This is a genomic window from Arthrobacter sp. A2-55 (genome assembly GCF_025548615.1).
GTDB classification, from domain to species: Bacteria; Actinomycetota; Actinomycetes; order Actinomycetales; family Micrococcaceae; genus Specibacter; species Specibacter silviterrae.
Genome location: NZ_JAJLOZ010000006.1, coordinates 17,683 through 39,044, shown reverse-complemented (window position 1 = coordinate 39,044; position 21,362 = coordinate 17,683). Strand labels below are relative to the sequence as shown.

Here is a 21,362-nt window from a genome sequence, read left to right as displayed (position 1 = left end):
GACACAGAAACGCCCGGAATGCTTGAAGCATCCCGGGCGTCACTAAAAGCAGTCCAGCGGCACTAAACGTTGAAGCGGAACTCCACCACGTCGCCGTCGTGCATGACATAGTCCTTGCCTTCGATGCGGACCTTGCCCTTGGCCTTGGCCTCGTGCATGGAGCCGGCCTCGATCAGGTCCTCGAAGTGGACCACCTCTGCCTTGATGAAGCCACGCTGGAAGTCGGAGTGGATCACCCCGGCAGCCATCGGGGCGGTGTCGCCCTGGTGGATGGTCCAGGCCCGGGTTTCCTTGGGACCGGCCGTCAGGTACGTCTGCAGTCCCAGGGTGTGGAAGCCGACGCGTGCCAGCTGATCCAGGCCGGACTCCTCCTGGCCGCTCATCTCCAGCATTTCGCGGGCCTCGTCCTCGTCCAGCTCAACGAGGTCCGATTCCAGCTTGGCGTCCAGGAAGATGGCGTCAGCAGGCTCCACCAGCGCGCGCAACTCAGCCTGGCGCTCCGGGTTGCCCAGCACTGCGTCGTCAACATTGAAGACGTAAATGAAGGGCTTGGCCGTGAGCAGGCCCAGTTCCTTCAGGTGCTCCATCTCCAGCTTGTCGCTCTTGATGGAGGCAAAAATGGTGTCCCCGCGCTCCAGCACCTTCTGTGCGGCCAGGACGGCGTTGAGCTCGGCGGCCTCGCGCTGCTTGAGCTTTACTGCCTTTTCAAGGCGCGGAACGGCCTTCTCAATGGTCTGCAGGTCGGCCAGGATCAGCTCGGTGTTGATGGTTTCCATGTCGGAGCCCGGATCAACCTTGCCGTCCACGTGGACCACGTCGGGATCGTCAAAGACGCGGATCACCTGGGCAATGGCCTCGGCCTCGCGGATGTTCGCCAGGAACTTGTTGCCCAGCCCTTCACCCTCCGAGGCGCCCTTGACGATGCCGGCAATATCCACGAAGGACACGGTGGCCGGCAGCAGGCGCTGGGAGCCGAACACCTCGGCCAGCTTGGCCAGGCGGGGGTCGGGCAGGCTGACCATGCCAACGTTGGGCTCAATGGTGGCGAACGGGTAGTTCGCCGCGAGCACGTTGTTGCGCGTCAGTGCGTTGAAAAGGGTTGATTTGCCGACGTTGGGCAGTCCGACGATGCCAATAGTTAGAGCCACCCGTCAATCGTACCGGCTGCCCCGGGTTCGGGCTAAAGCAAAAATGTCAGAGCCCCATGGGAAGGTGGTGCCATGACTGGAATTGGATGGCTTGTTGCGTTTTTGATGCTGGTGGTGGGGCTGCTGGGTGGGGCTGCCGCGGTGGGGTGGCTGCTGCGCGGCCGCCTGCTCGCCTCGGAGGAACAGGAAAATGCCGCCCTGGAGCGGGCCGGAGCCCTCGCAGCGGACTTCGCAGCCGCCGACGCCGAACGCCGGCTCCTTTTCAACCAGAACCAGGCCTTGTCCCAGCGGCAGGGCTCGGACGCCTCGGTGCTGCAGGCCCTGGGCCCCGTGTCCGAAAAGCTCAACGCCGTCCAGCGCCAGGTTGCCCTCCTGGAGCGAGACCGCGTGGAGCAGTACGGCCAGCTCGCCGAGCAGTTGCGGGACGCCAAGGACGCCGACGCGCGCCTGCTGGCCACCACCCGTTCACTCGAGTCCGCGCTGCGTTCCAACAGCGCTCGGGGCAAGTGGGGCGAGGTCCAGCTGCGCCGGGTGGTGGAGGCGGCCGGCATGCTGGCCCACGTTGACTTTAACGAGCAGGTACACCTGGTCACCGGCGACGGCGCCCACCGCCCCGACATGGTGGTGCGCCTGCCGGGCGGCAAGGAGCTGGTCCTTGATGCCAAGGTGCCGCTGTCCTCCTACCTTCAGGCGCACGACGCCGGCACCCCGGCAGGTGCCACGGCTAGCGAACACTTGTCCCGCCACGCGAAGGCGGTGAAGGCCCACGTTGACGCCCTGGCCGGCAAGAAGTACTGGGAAAGCGCCCAGAATTCGCCGGAGCTGGTGATTTGCTTTGTCCCCGTCGAGTCAATCCTGTCCGCCGCCCTCATGGCGGACCCCGGACTGCTGGACTACGCCATGGCGCGCAACGTGGTGCTGGCCTCCCCCATGTCGCTGCTGGCCATACTGAAGGCGGTTGCTTTCAGCTGGCGCCAGGACGTGCTGACCGAAAACGCCAAGGAGCTCTTTGACCTCTCGGCCCAGCTGTATACCCGCTTGGGTGCGATGGGCGAGGCCGTTTCCGGCGTGGGCGCTTCGCTGAAAACGTCCGTGGACCGCTACAACAAGCTGGTCGGCACACTTGAAGCCAGGGTGTTGCCCACGGCACGCAAGCTCAATGCCCTCGACGCGGGCACCATTGCCGCGCCCGCCGCCGTCGAGCTTTCACCGCGGTCCCTGACCGCACCGGAGTTTGGCGACAAGGCCTCATAGGCCACGGCAGCCGCTAGCCGACGGGGCGCTGGCCGTGCCCGCCCAGGCCGCGGGAGGTGTCGCCGGCTTCTTTGAGCGTGGCACGCAGCTCCTTAGGGAGGGAAAAGAGGATGTCTTCCTGGGCCGTGACCACTTCCTCCACCTCGCCGTAGCCGTATTCAGCCAGGAGCGCCAGCACGTCCTGCACCAGGATTTCCGGCACGGAAGCGCCGCTGGTGACGCCTACTGTGGCCACGCCCTCAAACCAGGACTCGTCTATTTCGTTGGCAAAGTCCACGCGGTGGGAGGCGAGGGCGCCATATTCCAGGGCAACCTCCATCAGCCGGACGGAGTTGGAGGAGTTGGCCGAGCCCACCACGATGACCAGCTGGGCTTGCGGCGCAATTTTCTTGATGGCCACCTGGCGGTTGGTGGTGGCGTAGCAAATGTCGTCGCTGGGCGGGTTCTGCAGTTTCGGGAAGCGCTCGCGCAGGATCTCGACAATTTCCATGGTTTCATCCACCGACAAAGTGGTCTGCGACAGCCAGATCAGGTGGTCCGGATCCTCAACCTGGACAGTGCGCGCCTCCGCCGGGTTGTTGACGATGGTGGTGCTTTCGGGCGCCTCGCCGTAGGTCCCCTCGACCTCCTCGTGGCCCTTGTGGCCGATGAGCAGGATGTGGTTTTTGGCCTTGGCGAAGCGAACTGCCTCGCGGTGGACCTTGGTGACGAGCGGGCAGGTGGCGTCAATGGTGCGCAGGTGCCTGTCCTCGGCGGACTGCACCACGGCGGGGCTCACCCCGTGCGCGGAGAAGACCACCAGGGCGCCTTCCGGGACCTCGTCGGTTTCCTCGACAAAAATGGCGCCCTTGGCCTCGAGGGAGGAGACCACATGGACGTTGTGCACAATCTGCTTGCGCACATAGACGGGTGCGCCGTAGTGTTCCAGCGCCTTTTCCACGGCGATCACGGCCCGGTCGACGCCTGCGCAATAGCCCCGGGGGGCGGCCAGCAGCACACTCTTTTTGCCCACCACCGGCGCGGCCGCCGCCACCTCTTCGGGCGATTTGCGGCGACGCGGAACGACGGGCATGGGGACGGAAACGGCGGAGGCACTCATGCCCACCATCTTACGTGGTGCGCCTGCGTCCCACCACGAGCCCCAGCACACCTGCCGCCGCCAGGACGGCCGCCGCAACAAACCCGGCCGTGATCCCCGACTGCCAGCTGCCCTGGGCCAGGGCACCCAGCTGCCGCCCAAAATCACCCACCAGGGCATTGGCCGTGCCGTTGCTCCCGCCGCCAAAATCGGCAAACCTTCCGGCCAGATAGCCCGACCCGGCCAGCCAGGCCAGTGCCACGCAGCCCAGCCCCGCACCGGCAAGGATCAAGGCCACAGCCCGCCTGCGGGCCATAATGAGTGCCAGGACAAGCACGACGGCGGCAATGACCGCCAGCCAGCTGCCCGCTCCGGCCAGCGTGGCCAGCAGCGGGACAGCCCGGGCCAATGCTGGCTGGTCCACGTTGACCAGCACCGAGGCCGGTGCCGGCACTGTGATTCCAAGGGTGGCACCCATCCTGTGGGCCACGAGGTCAACCAGCGGCGTCACGTCCAGCGTCAGTCCCGTGGGCCCGTCCGGTGTTGCGGACGTGGCTGCGTCCGGCTTGCCGGGCGATCCTGACGTGCCATGCGATCCTGACGTGCCGGCGAACGCCAGGGCGTGGCTGCGCCGCAGCGTTTCCTCCCACGCCTTCGGGTACCCCGGATCGGACTGGAGTGACTTTGCGGCCTGTGAGATGGCACCGGCGGCCAATGCCTGAAGCTGGGGTGGCAGCTTCACCTTCGCGGCCGCCCGGGAGGCCACCAGGGTGGAGAGTCCCTGCTGGAACTGCGCATCGGAGCCCAGGGGTGCCGCGAGGGCAACAAAGCCGTCCTCGCTGGCCAAATTGCGTTCCGCCCACAACGCGGGCCCGGCCACGGCCGCCAGCAAAAGCGCCACAATGACCATCAACGCCGAGCCAAAAGTGCGCACGGAACCATCCTTGCCTTGGTGTGGGTGTGAGGAATCAACTTTAGGCCATGCAGCCCCCTGTGGATGACGGCGCCGTCGTGTCAGTGCCGAAAGCTAGAGTTGTTCCAAGAGATGCAGGCCAATGAGGACGGAGAGCGCTGCCCATGCAGGATGTCACCCCTGAACGCAAAGTCATCCCCCTGACGGCGGGAGAGACCACACCGGAGAACCCCTGGCCGCTGGCCCTGCTAAGCCAAAAACTCAAGGCGCACATTGAGAAAGCCCCGCCCGCTTGGGTGGAGGGCCAAATCATCGAGCTGAACAAGCGGGCCAACGTCAGTTACTTGACCATCCGCGACATTGATGCCGAGGTGTCCCTGAGCGTCACGGTCTGGGGTTCGGTCATGGCCCAGCTCGCCACGCCGCTGGAACGCGGGGCCCGAGTGGTGGCCCAGCTCAAGCCCGACTTCTGGCTGAAAACCGGCCGGCTCTCCATGCAGGGGCGCGACATCCGCCCCGTGGGGCTGGGCGACCTCCTGGCCCGGATCGAGCAGTTGCGGCAGGCCCTGGCGGCCGAAGGCCTGTTTGACGCCCGCCGCAAGAAGCCGCTGCCGCTGCTCCCCCACCGCATCGGCCTCATCACGGGCCGCAATTCCGACGCCATGAAGGACGTCCTGCGCAACGCCGCCCTGCGCTGGCCCGCCGTCGAATTTGAGGTCCGCGAGGTGGCTGTCCAGGGCGTCAACGCCGTCACCGCCGTCATCGGCGCCCTCCAGGAGCTCGACGCCGATCCCGCCGTCGACGTCATTGTCATCGCCCGCGGCGGAGGGTCGCTGGAAGACCTGCTCCCGTTCAGCCATGAATCCCTGGTTCGTGCCGTCTCCGCCGCCGCCACCCCTGTGGTGAGCGCAATCGGACACGAGGCCGACCGCCCCCTGCTGGATGACGTTGCGGACCTGCGCGCCTCCACGCCCACGGATGCGGCCAAGCGGATTGTGCCGGATGTGGCGGAGGAACTGCGCCGGGTGGACGCCGCACGCCTCCAGCTGAACCGGCGCATCAACCAACTGCTGGAACGGGAGGGCGACCGCCTGGCCCAGCTGCGCTCCAGGCCCTCGCTGGCCCACCCCGAGTCCATGCTCACGGCCCGGCACGAGGATGTCGTCCGGCTGGGCGGGCGCGCCCTGACGGCGGTTCGCACCCAGGTGGGCAGGCATGCCGACCAGCTGGTGCACCTGCGCGCACAGGTACGGGCCCTCTCACCGCAAAAAACCCTGGACCGCGGCTATGCAGTGGTCCAGCTGGAAGACCGCAGCATTGTTCGCCAGCCCGGGCAGGCACCGTCCGGCACCCCGCTGAACATCCGCGTGGCCGGCGGCGACTTCACCGCCACCGCCTCGACCAAGTAAAGGAATCCCCATGAACACTCCCGACCCCAATGCAGACGTTGCCACCCTCAGCTATGAGCAGGCGCGCGAACAGCTCGTCGCCGTCGTCAACCAGCTCGAGGCCGGCAGCTCCAGCCTTGAGGACTCGCTGGCCCTCTGGGAGCGCGGCGAGGCGCTGGCCAAGAAGTGCGAGGAATGGCTTGAAGGCGCCAAGGCCCGCCTCGACGCCGCCCGTGCGTCCGCCGAATAGCCACAAATCGCTTCCGGATGCCGGTTCGGACTTTTGATCCTGGCCTATCAGGATCAAAAGTCCGAACCGGCATCCCCAGCGCCTTCACGTGTTTTTCGGCCGGCCACGCTGGGGCAGCGGGCCGCTTGTTCCCGGCATCCGTCCGGCACTTCTGAGCGCATCCCTGAGCAGGATCTCGATCTGCGCGTTCACACTGCGCAGTTCGTCCGCGGCCCAGCCGGAGATCGCGTCATGGATGGCAGGATCGATCCGCAGAAGTACTTGTTTTCGCTGTCCAGCCACGGCTAATACAACGTCCCGGCGTTGACGATCGGGGAAGCGGGCTGGTCGCCGCAGAGCACCACCATCAGGTTGCTGACCATGGCCGCCTTGCGTTCGTCGTCGAGGTCAACGATTTGCCGCTCGCCCAGTTGGGCCAGGGCCATCTCCACCATTCCGACGGCGCCTTCCACAATCCGGGACCTGGCGGCCACCACGGCGTTGGCCTGCTGGCGCCGCAGCATTGCCTGCGCAATCTCCGGTGCGTAAGCCAGGTGGCTGATCCGAACTTCCACGATTTCCACACCAGCCAACGACACACGTTCGGTCACCTCCTTGGCGAGTTCCGCCGCGACCGTGTCGGTGGAACCACGCAGGGACTCCCCTTCGCTGTCGGCGTTGTCGTAGGGGTGGGTTGTCGCCGTATGGCGAAGTGCCGACTCGGCCTGCACCGAGACGAAGTTCAGGTAGTCATCAACGGCATAGACCGCTTTGGAGGTGTCCGCCGCCTGCCAGACCACGATTGCCGCGATCTCGACCGGGTTTCCGTCGGCGTCATTGACCTTGAGCCGGTTCGTCTCGAAATTGCGGACCCGGACACTGATGCTTCGCCGGGTTGCCAGCGGGACCACCCACGACATCCCTGTGCGGCGCACGGTTCCAACGTAACGGCCGAAGAACTGGATGACCCGGGTTTCGCCGGGCTGGACGACCACGAGAGAGGATGCCACCACAGCAAAGACTGTCGCAGGCAGCACAGACCACCAGGTGGCAGAACCCATCACCAGCCAGATGAAGGCCGCAATGCAGAGGGCCAAAACGAGCATTGCCCAACCGCCGCTGACCGCTGCGGCCCTGCGTTCGTGGATTTGAACGCGCGCCCCGTTGTGGCCAACAGGGACGGCCTCGGAAGAAGACATGTCACATCCCTTTCATAAAGTGATAGAAAAATGATATCACTTTATGGCAACCCCGGAAGGTCCGGAATCGCCCGAGGATGACGATTCGGACTTATGATCCTGGCCTATCAGGATCAAAAGTCCGAACCGGCATCCCCGGCGCTTTCGGCAGCCGGCTCAGGCGTCCTTGAGGCGGGCCCTCTCGTGCTGGAGGTCGAAGTTTCCGGCCGGCCACTGCAGGTTCATGGCGCCGAGCGTCTCGATCAGGATTTCCTGGACGGCCAGGCGGGCGTACCATTTTTTGTCGGCCGGCACCACATACCAGGGCGCTGAGGCGGTGCTGGTGCGCTCAAACGCTTTTTGGTAGGCGTCCATGTAGGCGGGCCAGAAGGCGCGCTCGTCGAGGTCGCCGGAACTGTACTTCCAGAACTTGGTGGGGTCGTGGAGCCTGGCGCCGAGCCGTTTGAGTTGTTCATCCGGCCCCAGGTGGAGCATAACCTTGACCACGGTGGTCCCGGCGGCGGCCAGTTCCGCTTCAAAGCCGTTGATGGCCTCGTAGCGCCGGTCCAGTTCCGCCTCGCCGGCCCAGCCGTGCACGCGGTGGATGAGCACGTCCTCGTAGTGGGAGCGGTCAAAGACGCCGAACATGCCCGGTTCCGGGGCTGCGGGGCGGACTCGCCACAGGAAGTCGTGGGCCTTTTCCTCCTCGGTGGGCGCCTTGAAGGCCTGCAACTTCACGCCTTGCGGATCGACGGCACCCACCACATGCCCCACGATGCCGCCCTTGCCCGCCGTGTCCATGGCCTGCAGCACCAGCAGGACCGAGCGTCGGCCGCCAAAACGGCTCTCCGCGAACAGCTGCTCCTGGAGCTGGGCCAAAACCGGCGCCCGCGCTGCCAAGGCTGCGGCGCCGTCGTGCTTCTTGCCGGAAAAGCCGGGAGCCGCATTGGTGGGCCGGGCCGCCAGGGAAAACCCCGGGCCAACCTTGAGCACGCCGGCCGGGGAAGCGGTAAATCCAAGGGGAAGTGACACGGTGGGGCCTTTCCTTAGGGTTTGTAGGTGCTGAGGAACTCCCCGATCCGGCCCACTGCCTCTTCCAGGTCCAAGACGCTGGGCAGGGTGACGAGGCGGAAGTGGTCGGGCCGGATCCAGTTGAATGCGGTGCCGTGGGAGATGAGGATTTTCTGCTGCTGCAGGAGGTCAAGGGCAAACTTTTCATCACTCTTGATGGGGTAGATTTCCGGATCCAGCCTGGGGAAAAGGTACAGCGCCCCCTTGGCCTGGTTGACCGAGACGCCCGGAATTTCGTTGAGCATGCGGTAGGCGAGGTCACGCTGTTCGCGGAGCCGGCCGCCGGGCAGGATCAGGTCCTCGATGCTTTGGTGCCCGCCCAGGGCCGTCTGGATGGCGTGCTGGCCGGGAACGTTGGCGCACATGCGCATGTTGGCGAGGAGGTTGATGCCTTCCAGGTAGTCCGCGGCGGCGGCCTTGGGGCCGGAGATGGCCAGCCAGCCGGAGCGGTAGCCGCAGATGCGGTAGGCCTTGGACAGGCCGCTGAACGTCATGCACAGCACGTCGTCGCCCGTGATGGCGGCCGTGTTGGTGAACTCGGTGCCGTCGTAGAGGATTTTCTCGTAAATCTCGTCGGAGAACACGATCAGCCCGTGCTTGCGGGCCAGGTCCACCATGCCCGCAATGATGTGCGGCGGGTAGACGGCGCCGGTGGGGTTGTTCGGGTTGATGATGACCAGGCCCTTGGTGCGGGGCGTGATTTTCGCCGCCAGGTCCTCCAAGTCGGGCCACCACTCGTTTTCCTCATCGCACAGGTAATGCACGGGGCGGCCGCCGGCCAGGCTGACGGAGGCCGTCCACAGCGGGTAGTCCGGCGTGGGGACCAGCACCTCGTCCCCCGTGTCCAGCAGTGCCATGAGGGAGAGCGTGATGAGTTCGCTGACCCCGTTGCCGAGGTAGACATCATCAACGTGGATGGTGTGGATGCCGCGTGTTTGGTAGTACTGCACCACGGCCGTGCGCGCCGAAAAGATGCCGCGCGAATCGCTGTAGCCCTGTGCGTGGGGCAGGTGGCGGATCATGTCCACGAGAATGGCATCCGGGGCTTCAAAGCCAAATGGCGCCGGGTTGCCGATGTTCAGCTTGAGGATCCGGTGGCCCTCGGACTCCATCTTCTGCGCCTGCTCCAGCACCGGGCCGCGGATGTCATAGAGCACATTGTGAAGCTTGGTGGACTGCTTGAATTCTGCCATTTACCAAATATGGCACAACAGCTGAGCCAGCGCTGGCTGGACATGGGGCCTGCTGCGGGCCAATGGCTAATTATTGGCCTTGACCAGACCCTTTTGCACCAGCCAGGAACGGGCGACGGCGTCAAGTGACGTTTTGTTGCTGCCCGCGGCAAGCCTGTTCAGGTTGACGAGTTCGTCGGTGCTCAGGGCCCCGGAAACCTTGTTCAGCACGCCCTGGACATCGGCCGGGACCTTGGCAGCCAAAACCACCGGCACCACGTTTTGGGGCAGGAACAGGTGCTTGGGGTCAGTGAGGACCACCAGCGCGTTGTCCGGGATGGCCGGGGAGGAACTGTGGATGTCGGCCACCTGGACGTCATCGCGGATCAGCGCCAGCAGGAGCTCATTTTTGGTGTTGGGCAGCTGCACATAGGACTTCGGCACGCAGTTGTAGTCGGAGCCCAGTGCCGACAGGCCGCGCTCGGCAAGGCGAAACTCTGCGGAGCCGCCGAACGCGAGTTTGTCACACACCTTCGCCAGGTCTGCGATGGTCTTGAGCTGGTACTTTTCGGCCGTCACGGTGGTGACGGCGATGCTGTCGCTGTCTTCGGCCTTGGCCGCGTCCAGCACGGCCAGGGACTGCGGCAGCTCCTTCTTGAGCGCATCCAGCACCTGCGCCGTGGTGGCGGCGTCCGGGACCGCGGTGGAGCCCTTGGCGGCCGCAGCGGCCAGCAGCACGCGCGAATAGCCGGGGGCAATGTCCACCGTGCCGGCCTCCAGCTTGTCCAGCAAGGTGCCGTCGGCCGGATCTGCCGGGCTGACGACGGCGTTGACGCCTGCGGCATTGAGGGCTGCCGCGTACACATGGGCCAGCAGGGCACCCTCGGTCGGGTTGGTGCCGTCGGGGGCTGCCGGCGTGCCCACCACCAGCGGTGCAACACCCACGGAACGGGTCACGCTGGGGATCACCACGATGGGCTCGGGCGAGCAGGCCGGGACACCGGTGAGCAGGAGCCCCGCGGCAAGGACGACGGCGGCGGATCGGCGAAGGCGCATGCTCTCCCTTGGCGGCAGGTGGGCGGGGGCCCATGGGGCCGCTCCGGGCGATGGACGCACGACGCGCCCCGCACCCACCAGCTTACCGGTGGGCTACCCCAGGTCCTCCACGTGGGTGGCATGCGTCGATCCCAGTTGGGCCGCTGCCAGCAGCTGCGCCCCCTCCCCGCCGTGTTCCAGCTCCAGGACCGTGAGGGCGTTGGGCCCCTCGCGCAGCAGCGGAGCTGGAACATACAGGCTGTGCTGCGGGCCGATCTCCCAATAGCGGCCCAGCAGGAAGCCGTTGACCCAGACCATGCCCTTGCCAAAGCCGGGCAGGGCCAGGTGCGTGTCGGCAGGCCTGTCGACGTGGAATTCACCGTGGAAGAAGCCGGAGGCGCCGGCGCCCGTGGCCGTGCCGGCGCCGGTGCCCGCGCCGGTGTCCAGGGCCAGCAGCCGCTCCAGTGGCAGCTCAAGGTTGACGGCGCGCTGTTCCCAGTGGAAAACGTAACGCTGGTTGACCAGCACGCCGTCCAGGATTCCCTTGCCCTGGCCAAACAGCGGGCCGTAGTTGATGCGGCCCTGGTTTTCCACAAGGATTTCCAGCGCCGCCGGGGCACCCGTGCCCTGGACCGTGAGGCCGTCGGCACCCGTCGCGTCCGTCAGCACCCCGACGAACGTTCCGTCCACCCAGACATAGGCCCGGTCGTGGAGCCCCCGCAACTTGATGGTTCCGTCCCCGCGTGGCAGCACGGCCGTGGCGCTGTAGTGGACCAGTCCGCGGTCAAGGCCCAGGTTCTCAAAGCTCAATGGCTTGACGCTGCGCACCGGTTCCACGGCGCGGACAAAGTCCAGCAGCCCCGTGCCAGCCTCCAGGGCGACGGCGGCCTCCGGCAGCACAGCGGCGGGCTCAAGGAGAGCGGCCGGAACGGGCTCCGGCTCGCGGCCCTGTGCGGCCAGAAAGACCTCCCGCATGGCATGGAACTTGGCGGTCAGGGCGCCGTCTTCGGCGATGGGGGCGTCGGAGTCGTAGCTGGTGACCGTAGGCTGGAGGGCGCCGTCGTGGTTGGCCCCGGAGGCCAGGCCGAAGTTGGTGCCGCCGTGGGCCATGTAAAGGCAGATGGAACCGCCCACGTCCAGGATCTTGGCGGCTTCCGCGGCTGCTTCGGTGCTGCTGCGGGTGTGGTGGTCCTCGCCCCAGTGGTCAAACCAGCCGTTCCAAAACTCGACGGTGAAGAAGGGCTCGCCGGGGCGGCGGCGCTCCCAGACGGCGTCGGACTCGTCGCCGCGGGAGCCCAGCGTGGCAGCGGCCCAGGTGTCCGGCAGGGCGCCACCGTCCAGGAAGTAGTCCGTGCCGCCGTCGGCCGTGAACAGCATTTCCGTGATGCCGCGGGCCCGCAGGGCCGCACGGTTCCAGCGCAGGTACTCCTGGTCGTCGCCGTAGCTGCCGTATTCGTTTTCCACCTGCACGGCCACCACGGGCCCGCCGTTGGCTGCCTGGAGGGGTGCGATGACGGGCAGCAGGGCGTCAAACCACCGTTCCACGACGGCGGTGAAGCGGGGGTCGGAGGAGCGCAGCGCCATGTCTCTGCCGGAGATCGCCCAGGCCGGGAAGCCGCCGTTGTCCCATTCGGCGCAGATGTAGGGCCCGGGCCGGACAATGACGTCCAGCCCGGCGTCGCCCGCCATCGTGATGAACCGGGCCAGATCGCGCCAGCCCGTGAAGTCGGGTGCAACCCCTTTCTCCGGCTGGTGGAAGTTCCAGGCCACGTACGTGTCCAGGGTGTTCACGCCGAGGGCAACCAAGCGGTCGATCCTGTCCTGCCACTGCTCCGGGTGGACACGGAAATAGTGGATGGCGCCTGCAATGATTTGGTGCTGGCGGCCGTTTCTGAACAGCGTGCGCCCGGCGTAGGACAGCGCCCGCGCTGCGGGCTCCTGGCCTGCGGGCGCTGCGGCTGCGGGCGTCGGGACGGCAGGCGTGGCGGCTTGGGTGGACAAGTAATCTCCTGGCGCTGGATTCACGGGAACGGACGTTGGCCGGCGGCACGCCGCCGGGTACATTCTGTTATGGATAACAATCATAAGCTCATTCCGCGCCCCCATGAGTTTCGCGGTCCCGGCGGGATCAACGGCGTTCGGTGTTGTTACACGAAACAATTAGACTGGGCATACATCCACCTTTGGCCTGCACGCGGTTATGCAGCCCTCCACAGCAAGGGAAAACGCACCATGGAGCGCAAATTCAACAGGGGGCCGGCCATGCGCGATGTGGCCCGGGCTGCCGGGGTCTCGGCGCAGACTGTCTCGCGGGTCCTGAGCAACCACCCCAACGTCCAGGAAAGCACCCGGCAACGGGTCATGGCGGCGGCCGACGAGCTCGGCTACCGCCGCAACAACATGGCGAGGGCACTCGTGACGGGCAGGTCAAAGACCCTGGGCGTGCTGACGCTGGCCACGAACAACTATTCACGGTCCTCGCTGGCCCTGGGTGTGGAGCTGGGCGCCCGGGAGGCCGGCTACACGGTCAACTCGGTCACCTCGGGCCTGAGCGCGGAGGCCCTCACGGGTGCCGTGTCCCGGCTGGTCAACCAAGGGGTGGACGGCATCATCATCGCCGCCCCGCTGCGGGACGCCGCCTCCACTGTGCGCCGGCTGACGATGCGCGTGCCCACGGTCAACACCGATGGTTCGTCCGGGATCTCCGACGGGCTGGTGGGCGTGGACCAGGACCTGGCGGCCGTGCTGGCCACCCGGCACCTGCTGGAACTTGGCCACGCAACAGTGTGGCATGTGGCCGGGCCGGAGGACTGGTCCGACTCTGCCGCCCGGCTGGGCAGCTGGCGCCGGACCTTGGAGGAGGCCGGGCGTGAGGTGCCGCCGGAACTCCATGGCGACTGGAGCCCCGAATCCGGGTACCGCAACGGGCTGGTCCTGGGCCGCATGCCGGAGGTGACGGCCATTCTGGTGGCGAGCGACGAAATGGCCTTTGGTGTGATCCGGGCCCTGAGCGAGCTGGGCCGGCGCATCCCCGAGGACGTCTCCGTGGTGGGCATCGACGACATTGATCTGGCCGCCTATTCCAACCCGCCCCTGACCACCGTGCGGCAGTCCTTTGAGGACACCGGCCGGCGCGCCGTGACGCACCTGGTGGAGCTCATCGCCAACCCGGGCATGGACAACCCGCCGGACCTGGCGGCGCCGGTGCTGGTGGTGCGGGGCAGCACCGCCCCGCCCCCGGCAGCCTAGCTTTTCGCTGTTGGCCGTGCTGCGGCGACCGATGCCTGCGCCTCCACCAGCAGGGGGACGCCAAAGATGGGGTCCTGGTCCAGTATCCGCACGTCGTCGAGCCCCTTGGCCGCCAGGTGCTTCCTGAACGCCTCCTGCAGTGCCGGGACATTGCTGCCCAGTCCGCTGCCGAGGACCACCGGCCCGGGCACGCCCAGCTGGGTGGCCACCTGGTGTGCCATGGCGGCCAGGTCTGACCCGGCCTGGTCCACCATCCGCAGCGCCTCGGCGTGCCCCTGGGCGGCCGCGGCAAAAATAACGGGGGAAGCGGCGGCCCAGTAGCGCCGCGTGGTGCCCGCATGGAAATGGCCGATCAATTCACCGGGATCGCTGAGCTTGCAGTAGTCCAGCAGGCCGCGGGTGAGCAGGTCGGGTTCGGCGCCAAGGTCCATCTGGTGCAGGCTGTGGCGGACAGCCTCACGGCCCAGCCAGTAGCCGCTGCCCTCGTCGCCGAGCAGGTAGCCCCAGCCGCCCGCCCGGGCCTCGTCGCCGGCGTCATTGGCGCCCCAGGCAGCGGAGCCGGTCCCGGCAATGACGGCCACGCCTGTGGACGCCCCGCCCGCGGCCAGGAGCAGGCGCGTGTCATGGACCACCGTGATCCTGGCGCCCGGCACAAACGGAGCGATGAGCGCGCTCAAGGCGGCGGCGTCGTCGTCCGTGTCAACTCCCCCGGCTCCGGCGAAAACCACCTTCGCGGCGGGGTGCCCCAACGCGGCAAAGAGCTCGGCCAGATGTTTCCGTGCATCCGCCACGCTCACGTTTTGCACGTTGGCGCTGCCGGCGCTGGCATCGGCCACCACCTGCCCGCCCGACCAGACCATGCCGCGTGTCTTGGAACCGCCGATGTCCAGGCCCAGCACCGGGTCTGGGGAGGATGTTGGGTTAAAAGTGTTGTTTGCCACCCACCTAGACTAATGGCATGTTCCCTTCACCCATCATTGCCGCTCCGATGGCTGGCGGAACCACGACGACGGAACTCGCCTTGGCCGCCCAGCTCGCCGGAGCCTTCCCTTTCGCAGCCGGCGGCTACAAGTCCGCGGAGGCGCTTGCCGCCCACATTGCGCCGCTGCGCGCCGCAGGCGGCGACTTCGGCGTCAACCTGTTTGTGCCCCGGACCGGCCCCCTCCCGTCCGGGGATGCCGCTGCACTTGAACGGTACCGCCGCGAACTGTCCGCCGATGCCGAAGCGCTCGGGGCCGTGGTCCCGGCCGTGTCTCCGCCGCAGGAGGATCCCCGTTCCACGGATTATTGGGAAGAGAAGGTCGAGCTGCTGCTCAACGAGCCCGTGCCGCTGCTCAGCTTTACCTTCGGCCTGGCTCCGGCAGCCCTGGTGGCGCGGCTGCACAAGGCGGGCACCCGGGTGGTTGCCTCGGTGACCAGCGTGCCCGAGGCCCTGGCCGCGGCGGAAACCGGCGTTGACGCGCTGGTGGTCCAGCACTCCAACGCGGGCGGGCATTCAGCCGCCTTCCTGCCGCCCTCCGGAGCCGGCGCGCCAAGTGTCCTGGAGCTGGTCGCTGCGGTGCGCGCCGCCGTCGGGCTTCCACTGGCCGGGGCCGGCGGGATCGGCACGGCCGCCACGGCACGGGCCGTGCTTGCGGCCGGCGCTGAAGCCGTGCAGCTGGGTACGGCGCTGCTGCGCACGGACGAAAGCGGAGCGCGGGCACTGCACAAGGACGCACTCGCGGACCCGCAGTTCAGCGAAACCGCGGTGACGCGGGCCTTTACCGGCAAGCCGGCGCGGGCCCTGGTGAACGGTTTTGTCCGGCGGCATTCGGCCACGGCCCCCAATGCCTACCCCGAGGTGCATTTCGCCACGGCGCCCCTGCGGGCCGCCGCTGCTGCAGCCGGCGACAGGGAAATGCTGAACCTGTGGGCAGGCACCGCGTGGCAATCCGCGCAGTCCGGGCCCGTGGCGGACGTGGTCAAGGGTTTCCTGGCGGGACTTTAGCCGGCCGATTGAAGCAAAGCGGGCACGCCGCCCACACGGCACCCGGCTCCCGGCACACTTCAGCGCTGCGCGGCAGTCAGCAATTCCTTCCCCTCGGCCAGCACCATGTCGCGAAACCGGACGGCCTGAGGCGGGCCGTCCGGGCGGTTGCGCCAGACCAGCCCGATGTCGCGGCTTGCTGCAGGCCAGGTGATGTCCACCTCGCGCCAGCCCAGCGCCGCGGAGCCCGCGATTCCCCGACCCTGCCGGGATGCCGGCAGTCCCGCCGCCGGCACTCGCACCGCCGGCATCCCGGGCAGCACCGGCGGACCGGTCGGCACCGACCCCGCCACCCGGGGCCGGGACGGCGGGGCCACGGCCACGCCCAGGCCGGCGGAGACCAGCCCGCGGATGGTGTGCAGGTCCTGGCCCTGGAAGGCCACGCGGGGGCGGAAACCGGCTGCCTGGCACAGGGCCTCCACAATGGAGCGCATGCCGTAGCCGGACTCCAGCATGATGAACCCTTCGTCCCGCACGGCGTCGAGCCTGGCGCCGGAGGCACCCGCCAGGGGATGGCCCTCTGGCACCACGAGCTTCAGCGGCTCCGAATACAGCACCTCGGCGCCGATGGTGCGGCTGGGCGCGGGCGGGGGTGCCACCAGGGCAAGGTCCGCCCCGCCTGCGGCCAGCAGCTCCAGGCAAAACTGCCGGCTGCCCTGCTGGAGGTCAAAGGACACGTCCGGGTTGTCCCGTGCGAATGCCCTGACCAGCAACGGCAGGGCTGCCTCGCCAAAGGTGTGCTGGAAGGCCACCCGGATCCGCCCGAAGGACTTCCCGGACTCCTGGCGGGCCGCGGCGAGGCCCAAACGAACCTGCTCCACAGCCTCGGCGGCGTGCGGGACAAGGGCCAGGGCGGCCGGCGTCAATTCCACGCCCCGGCCGCGGCGGATCATCAAGGGGGTCCCGACGACGGCGGCTGCCCGCGCAAGTGCCCGGCTCACCGTGGACTGCGGGATGCCCAGCGCCTCGGCAGTGGCCGTCACGTGGCGGCTGGCTCCCAGCTCCACCAGGATGGGCAGCACGGCCAGCAGTCGGGTCAGGCTCCCCTGTTCGTTATCCATCCCTCATGGAACCATGCGGGCCGGCGTGCTGTCATCCAAATATGGATCTATTTATCGATTTCCATGCATTGGACGCATGGGTTTGTGAGTCCTACCGTGGTTCTTGTGACTAACGCAGACCACGCAAGGACGGCACCGCCGGCCGGGACACGGACCGAAACCGCTGCACAGGCCGGAACGGCTGCACAGCAGGCCCCCTGGACCGGACACGTGCACGGCAGCGCCGGCTACGGCAGGGTGCTGGCTGCCCTGGCATGTTCCGGTGTGGCAACATTTGCCCAGCTGTATTCGGTCCAGGGCCTGCTGCCGCTCATGTCCTCCGAGCTGGGTGTCAGTGCGGCCCAGGCATCCCTGTCGATTTCCGCAGCGACCATGGGGCTCGCCTTCGCCGTCCTGCCGTGGTCGTTTGTGGCGGACCGCTTTGGCCGGGTCCGCACCATGGGGCTGGCCCTGGTCCTGGCCACCGCTTTCGGCCTGCTGGTCCCGGCAGCGCCCACCTTTGGCATGCTGCTGGCACTGCGTGCACTGGAGGGGGCGGCCCTGGGAGGGGTTCCCGCACTCGCCATCGCCTATCTCACCGAAGAGATCAGCACACGGCATGCAGCAGCGGCGGCCGGCGCGTACGTGGCCGGCACCACCCTGGGCGGGCTCTTCGGCCGGCTGCTGGCAGGGCCCGTGGCGGACCTGGCCGGGTGGCGGATGGGGACCCTGGCTGTTTCGGCCTGCGCCGCCGTGGCCGCCGTCGGATTCTTGCTGCTGGCGCCCGCACCCCGGGGTTTCCAGCCGGCAGCCGGCGGCGGTTTCGGCGCCATGCTGGCCAGGCTGCGCCCTCCCTTGCGGAGCAGGCCGTTGCTGGCCCTGTACGCCCAGGCGTTCCTGCTCATGGGCGTGTTTGTCAGCGTGTACAACTACCTCGGGTTCCGGCTTGAAGCGCCACCCTACCTGTTTCCTGCCACCGCGGTGGCCCTGCTGTTCCTGGCCTACCTGGCAGGCACCGTTTCCTCGCGGGCCGTGGCCGGGCTGGCCGCCCGGTTTGGCCGGCGCAGCGTGCTTTTGGCCTCCACGGCAGCCATGGTGGCCGGCCTTGCCGTGACCATGGCCGCCCCCCTGCCGCTGATCCTTGCGGGGCTTGTGCTCTTTACGGCCGGGTTTTTTGGCGCCCACAGCATCGCCTCCGGCTGGACAGGGGCCATCGCCACCACCGGCCGCGCGCAGGCGTCCTCACTGTACAACCTCAGCTACTACGCCGGTTCCAGCGTGGTGGGCTGGAGTGCGGGCCTGGTGTTCCAGCAGTTTGGCTGGGCCGCACTGGCAGGTGTCCTGGCGCTGCTGGCAGCCCTTGCAGCTGCCGCCGCCGTCGTGCTGTTGCCGCCCGGGCGCCCCGCGGGACGCTGACGGCCGCCCAGGCAGGCCAGCCAACCTTCTCAGCCAACCGCACGGCGGACTGGTCAGCGGCCGGATCAGCAGACAGCCTCGATCGCCTGGGCCAGGTCTGCCACAATGTCCTCCGGATCCTCCAGCCCTATGGACACGCGCAGCATGGTTGCATGGGGCTTGGCCGCAGCCGCAACCGGGCGGTGCGTGAGGCCTGCGGGGTGCTGGATCAAGGTGTCGACCCCGCCCAGCGACACGGCATGGGTCATCATCCGCACCCGGGACGGAATGGCTTCGGCGTGCTCGGCAGTGTCCACCTCAAAGGACAGCATGGAGCCGGGACCGGACATTTGCGTGCCCACCAGGCCCAAGGGGTCGCACTCGGCAAGACCGGGGTACAGCACGCGGGCCACGGCCTCGTGGCTGGCCAGCGCCACGGCCACCTTGTGGGCGGATTCCTGCTGGGCGCGGACGCGCACGGGCAGGGTGGCGAGCCCTCGGTGCAGCAGGTAGGCCGGCCAGGGCGTGAGGAGCCCGCCGGTAATGGCCCGGACCTGTCGCAGGCGCACGGCCCACTCCGTGTCGGTCGCCACCACCCCGCCCATCGCGTCGCCGTGCCCGCCCAGGAACTTTGTGGCGCTGTGCAGCACCAGCGCAGCGCCCAGTTCCAGCGGGCGCTGGAGCACCGGCGTGGCAAAGGTGTTGTCGATCATGACCGGCACGCCGTCCGCCTCGGCCACCAGGGACTTGATGTCCAGCAGGCGCAGGTCCGGGTTGGCAGGGGTTTCGGCGATGACAAGGCCCGTGTCGGGGCGCAGCGCGGCGCGCACCCCGCCGGGCTGGACAAAGGTCACGCGGGTGCCGAGCAGGCCCGTGGCCAGGACGTGGTCCGATCCCCCGTAGAGCGGCCGGACGGCCACCACATGCGGTTTCCCACCGGCGACGGCGGCCAGCAGCACCGCTGCCAGCGCCGCCATGCCGGTGGCGAGGGACACGGACGCTGCGGAGCCTTCCAGCGTGGACACGCCGTCTTCAAAACGGGCCACGGTGGGGTTCCACAGCCGCTGGTACACGGTGGTCTGGCCCGGTGCCGGAACGCCCCCGGTGGCCATCAATTCGTACGCTTCCCCGCCGGTGGCCACGTCGGCCAGCGGTGCCGTGGTGGACATGTCCAGGGGTATGGCGTGGACGCCCAGCCCGGCCAAATCTTCCCGCCCCGCGTGGACTGCCCGTGAGTCCCAACCCAACATCTCTTCCCTGCCTTCCCGTGGCACCTTTGCCACGAACCCAAGCGTCTCCGTTGCAAGCCAGTATGGACCCGGATGTTGGATATTTGGTAGAGTTGCGAACTATTATCTAATTCATTGGCAAAGGCTGATTTTATATACCATTTTGGAGGGTGTTATGGCGTCATTGGCGAAGAACGTTCGGCGGGAAAACCAGGATGCAGGGCTGGCGGCCGAGCCGCTGGACGCCGTCGACCGCCAGATCATTGACGCCCTGGTGGCCGACGCCCGGATCACCAACCGGGACCTGGCGGACGCCGTCGGCATCGCACCGTCCACGGCCCTGATGCGCACCCGGTCCCTGGTGGAGCGGGGCGCCATTGAGGGCTTCTCCGCCAAGCTGAACCTGGCCGTGATTGGCCGCGCCGTGCAGGCCCTCATTGCTGTCCGCCTGCGCGCCCATGACCGCGACCAGATTGACGCCTTCACCTCACGGGTGCCGCGCCTGCCGGAGGTGCTCTCCACTTTCCACACCTCCGGCTCGGTGGACTACCTGCTGCACATTGCCGTCCGGGACACCGACGCGCTGCGGGACTGGGTCCTGGACAACCTGACCACCGACCCCGTGGTGGGGCACACGGAGACCACGCTGGTGTTCAAGCACATGCCGGGGCATCAGGGCCCGCTGGACTGACCCGGCCGCGGCGCTGCGCCACGAGTGCCAGCACGGCGCAGGCTGCGGCAATGGGGATGGCGAATCCGGCCACGGAAGCTTGCAGCCCCCACAGCTTGACGGCCACCCCCAGTCCCAGGACGGGGATGGCGCTGCCCAGGTAGGTCACGATGTAGACAGCTGAAATGACCTGCGCATGGCGGTCCGGCTCCACGGCTTCTGCCACGTCGTTGAACACCACGCGGAAGGCGGCGCCCTGGCCCAGCCCGGCGCTGATGCTTGCCAACACCAGCAGCAGCGGGGAATGCACGGCCCCGGCGGCTGCGATCAGCAGCACGGACACGCCCAGCAGCAGCAGGCCCGCCGGCACCAGGTACCGGCCCCGGAGGGACAGGAGCTGGCTGAGGGCCGAGCAGGCCAGCGTCACGGCGGCCAGCAGCCCAATCAGCGGGCGGGAATCGGCGTGCATGATCTGGGCAAAGTAGCCGGGTGCCAGGGACAGGCAAAAGCCGAAGACAGCAAAGCTGACAAAGCCGGTCACGGCGGCGAGCCAAAACGTGCCACGGGCGTTCCTGGCCAGAGACGGCACGCGGGGGCGCAGGTAGTTCCGGCCCTGTCCTGCCGGGGCGGGATTGAGCGCGGGGCGGGCGTCCAGGAGGAGCAGCGGCACCAGCAGCATCAGCAGCACCACGGAGTGGACCAGGAACGGGGCCCGTGTGTGGTGCGGCAACAGCGAGAGCAGCCCGCCCATGACCGGCCCGGCCGCCACTCCGCCGGAGGAGGAAAGCAGCGTGAACCGGGACGCCCATTCGGGCCTGCTGGGCATCAGGTCGCGCAGTGCGGCGGCGCTGGCCCCGGTGCCTATGGCTACGGCCAGCCCCTGCAGGGACCGGCCGGCCACCAGCTGGGGCAGGGAATCGGCTGTGCCGAAGACAGCGCCGCCCGCCAGGCCCACGACGACGGCGAGAACCAGGGCAGCCCGCCGCCCGATGTGATCGGACCAGTGGCCAAACAGCACCAGCCCGCCAATGAGCGCTCCCACGTAGGCGGTGAATGCAACGGTGACGCCTACCGTGTCGAATCCGATTTGGGCCTGCAGCAGCGGGTATAGCGGGGTGGCCAGGTTGGCCCCCACCAGCAGGGTGAAAATGACGGTTCCGGCAAGGGCAAGGCGCACGGCCACGGACGGGTCCCAGCCACGGCCGGCCACGGAGGGGCGGCGCATGGCCAATTCCTGCAGCACGCTCACAAAAAACTCACTCTCACCACTACGCTGAATCAAATACC

General features: G+C 67.8%; 20 protein-coding genes. 7 read left to right on the top strand and 13 right to left on the bottom strand.

All coding sequences use genetic code 11. The annotated features are described in order from the left end of the window. Window positions 1-62: 62 nt before the first annotated feature. Window positions 63-1,148 carry a redox-regulated ATPase YchF gene (ychF, locus tag LPN03_RS03190; protein ID WP_165180991.1) on the bottom strand — a complete coding sequence of 362 codons (1,086 nt, stop codon included), beginning with the start codon at window positions 1,146-1,148 and terminating at the stop codon, window positions 63-65. Window positions 1,149-1,220: 72 nt separating this feature from the next. On the opposite strand from ychF, the gene LPN03_RS03185 reads away from it, so the two are divergent. Continuing rightward, window positions 1,221-2,402 carry a DNA recombination protein RmuC gene (locus LPN03_RS03185; RefSeq protein WP_165180992.1) on the top strand — a complete coding sequence of 394 codons (1,182 nt, stop codon included), beginning with the start codon at window positions 1,221-1,223 and terminating at the stop codon, window positions 2,400-2,402. 13 nt (window positions 2,403-2,415) lie between these two features. On the opposite strand, the gene LPN03_RS03180 is transcribed toward LPN03_RS03185, so the two are convergent. Next, a complete protein-coding gene (locus LPN03_RS03180) occupies window positions 2,416-3,501 on the bottom strand; it encodes a 4-hydroxy-3-methylbut-2-enyl diphosphate reductase (protein ID WP_165180993.1) in 1,086 nt (361 codons plus the stop codon). Window positions 3,502-3,511: 10 nt separating this feature from the next. Continuing rightward, window positions 3,512-4,414, bottom strand: a complete 903-nt coding sequence (locus LPN03_RS03175) for a hypothetical protein (protein ID WP_165180994.1) — start codon at window positions 4,412-4,414, stop codon at window positions 3,512-3,514. Window positions 4,415-4,557: 143 nt separating this feature from the next. On the opposite strand from LPN03_RS03175, the gene xseA reads away from it, so the two are divergent. Both xseA and LPN03_RS03165 read left to right on the top strand, forming a co-directional pair. Next, the gene (gene xseA / locus LPN03_RS03170) at window positions 4,558-5,802 is read left to right on the top strand and encodes an exodeoxyribonuclease VII large subunit (protein WP_262453107.1); all 1,245 of its coding nucleotides are present in this window, start codon (window positions 4,558-4,560) and stop codon (window positions 5,800-5,802) included. 10 nt (window positions 5,803-5,812) lie between these two features. Next, entirely contained in the window at window positions 5,813-6,031 is a 219-nt protein-coding gene (locus LPN03_RS03165; RefSeq protein WP_262453106.1) for an exodeoxyribonuclease VII small subunit, read from the top strand. An 84-nt stretch (window positions 6,032-6,115) separates the two neighbouring features. Here the strand turns inward: LPN03_RS03165 and LPN03_RS03160 are convergent, their stop codons facing one another. The 6 genes from LPN03_RS03160 to LPN03_RS03135 all read right to left on the bottom strand — a co-directional run bounded on the left by LPN03_RS03160 (window position 6,116) and on the right by LPN03_RS03135 (window position 12,467). Further along, window positions 6,116-6,313 carry a hypothetical protein gene (locus tag LPN03_RS03160; RefSeq protein WP_262453105.1) on the bottom strand — a complete coding sequence of 66 codons (198 nt, stop codon included), beginning with the start codon at window positions 6,311-6,313 and terminating at the stop codon, window positions 6,116-6,118. A 2-nt stretch (window positions 6,314-6,315) separates the two neighbouring features. Then, window positions 6,316-7,209, bottom strand: coding sequence for an SPFH domain-containing protein (locus LPN03_RS03155; RefSeq protein ID WP_262453104.1), 894 nt, complete (start codon window positions 7,207-7,209; stop codon window positions 6,316-6,318). A 156-nt stretch (window positions 7,210-7,365) separates the two neighbouring features. Beyond that, complete coding sequence (locus LPN03_RS03150) at window positions 7,366-8,220, bottom strand: PPK2 family polyphosphate kinase (protein ID WP_262453103.1); 855 nt, start codon at window positions 8,218-8,220, stop codon at window positions 7,366-7,368. A 14-nt stretch (window positions 8,221-8,234) separates the two neighbouring features. Next, the gene (locus LPN03_RS03145) at window positions 8,235-9,452 is read right to left on the bottom strand and encodes a pyridoxal phosphate-dependent aminotransferase (RefSeq protein WP_262453102.1); all 1,218 of its coding nucleotides are present in this window, start codon (window positions 9,450-9,452) and stop codon (window positions 8,235-8,237) included. Window positions 9,453-9,518: 66 nt separating this feature from the next. Then, the gene (locus tag LPN03_RS03140; RefSeq protein ID WP_262453101.1) at window positions 9,519-10,487 is read right to left on the bottom strand and encodes an ABC transporter substrate-binding protein; all 969 of its coding nucleotides are present in this window, start codon (window positions 10,485-10,487) and stop codon (window positions 9,519-9,521) included. A 93-nt stretch (window positions 10,488-10,580) separates the two neighbouring features. Next, window positions 10,581-12,467: a glycoside hydrolase family 35 protein gene (locus LPN03_RS03135; RefSeq protein WP_262453100.1), complete on the bottom strand. Its 1,887-nt coding sequence runs from the start codon at window positions 12,465-12,467 to the stop codon at window positions 10,581-10,583. A 231-nt stretch (window positions 12,468-12,698) separates the two neighbouring features. Here LPN03_RS03135 and LPN03_RS03130 point away from each other — a divergent pair, with 231 nt between their 5' ends. Next, window positions 12,699-13,715 carry a LacI family DNA-binding transcriptional regulator gene (locus LPN03_RS03130; protein WP_262453099.1) on the top strand — a complete coding sequence of 339 codons (1,017 nt, stop codon included), beginning with the start codon at window positions 12,699-12,701 and terminating at the stop codon, window positions 13,713-13,715. On the opposite strand, the gene LPN03_RS03125 is transcribed toward LPN03_RS03130, so the two are convergent. Then, window positions 13,712-14,656, bottom strand: coding sequence for an N-acetylglucosamine kinase (locus LPN03_RS03125; protein WP_262453098.1), 945 nt, complete (start codon window positions 14,654-14,656; stop codon window positions 13,712-13,714). The two genes, LPN03_RS03130 and LPN03_RS03125, sit on opposite strands and share 4 nt — an antisense overlap. 17 nt (window positions 14,657-14,673) lie before the next feature. Between LPN03_RS03125 and LPN03_RS03120 the strand changes: the two genes are divergently transcribed. Then, complete coding sequence (locus LPN03_RS03120; RefSeq protein ID WP_262453097.1) at window positions 14,674-15,702, top strand: nitronate monooxygenase; 1,029 nt, start codon at window positions 14,674-14,676, stop codon at window positions 15,700-15,702. A 59-nt stretch (window positions 15,703-15,761) separates the two neighbouring features. Here the strand turns inward: LPN03_RS03120 and LPN03_RS03115 are convergent, their stop codons facing one another. Further along, complete coding sequence (locus LPN03_RS03115; protein ID WP_262453096.1) at window positions 15,762-16,802, bottom strand: LysR family transcriptional regulator; 1,041 nt, start codon at window positions 16,800-16,802, stop codon at window positions 15,762-15,764. Between the two features lie 105 nt (window positions 16,803-16,907). Here LPN03_RS03115 and LPN03_RS03110 point away from each other — a divergent pair, with 105 nt between their 5' ends. Continuing rightward, complete coding sequence (locus LPN03_RS03110) at window positions 16,908-18,197, top strand: MFS transporter (RefSeq protein WP_262453095.1); 1,290 nt, start codon at window positions 16,908-16,910, stop codon at window positions 18,195-18,197. Between the two features lie 65 nt (window positions 18,198-18,262). Here LPN03_RS03110 and LPN03_RS03105 read toward each other — a convergent pair whose 3' ends face one another. Continuing rightward, window positions 18,263-19,426 carry a trans-sulfuration enzyme family protein gene (locus LPN03_RS03105; RefSeq protein WP_262453149.1) on the bottom strand — a complete coding sequence of 388 codons (1,164 nt, stop codon included), beginning with the start codon at window positions 19,424-19,426 and terminating at the stop codon, window positions 18,263-18,265. A gap of 154 nt (window positions 19,427-19,580) precedes the next feature. Between LPN03_RS03105 and LPN03_RS03100 the strand changes: the two genes are divergently transcribed. Continuing rightward, window positions 19,581-20,096 carry an Lrp/AsnC family transcriptional regulator gene (locus tag LPN03_RS03100; RefSeq protein ID WP_262453094.1) on the top strand — a complete coding sequence of 172 codons (516 nt, stop codon included), beginning with the start codon at window positions 19,581-19,583 and terminating at the stop codon, window positions 20,094-20,096. Here the strand turns inward: LPN03_RS03100 and LPN03_RS03095 are convergent. After that, window positions 20,059-21,324 (bottom strand): MFS transporter, encoded by a 1,266-nt coding sequence (locus LPN03_RS03095; protein ID WP_262453093.1) that lies wholly within the window; start codon window positions 21,322-21,324, stop codon window positions 20,059-20,061. The genes LPN03_RS03100 and LPN03_RS03095 overlap by 38 nt on opposite strands. Window positions 21,325-21,362 lie beyond the last annotated feature (38 nt).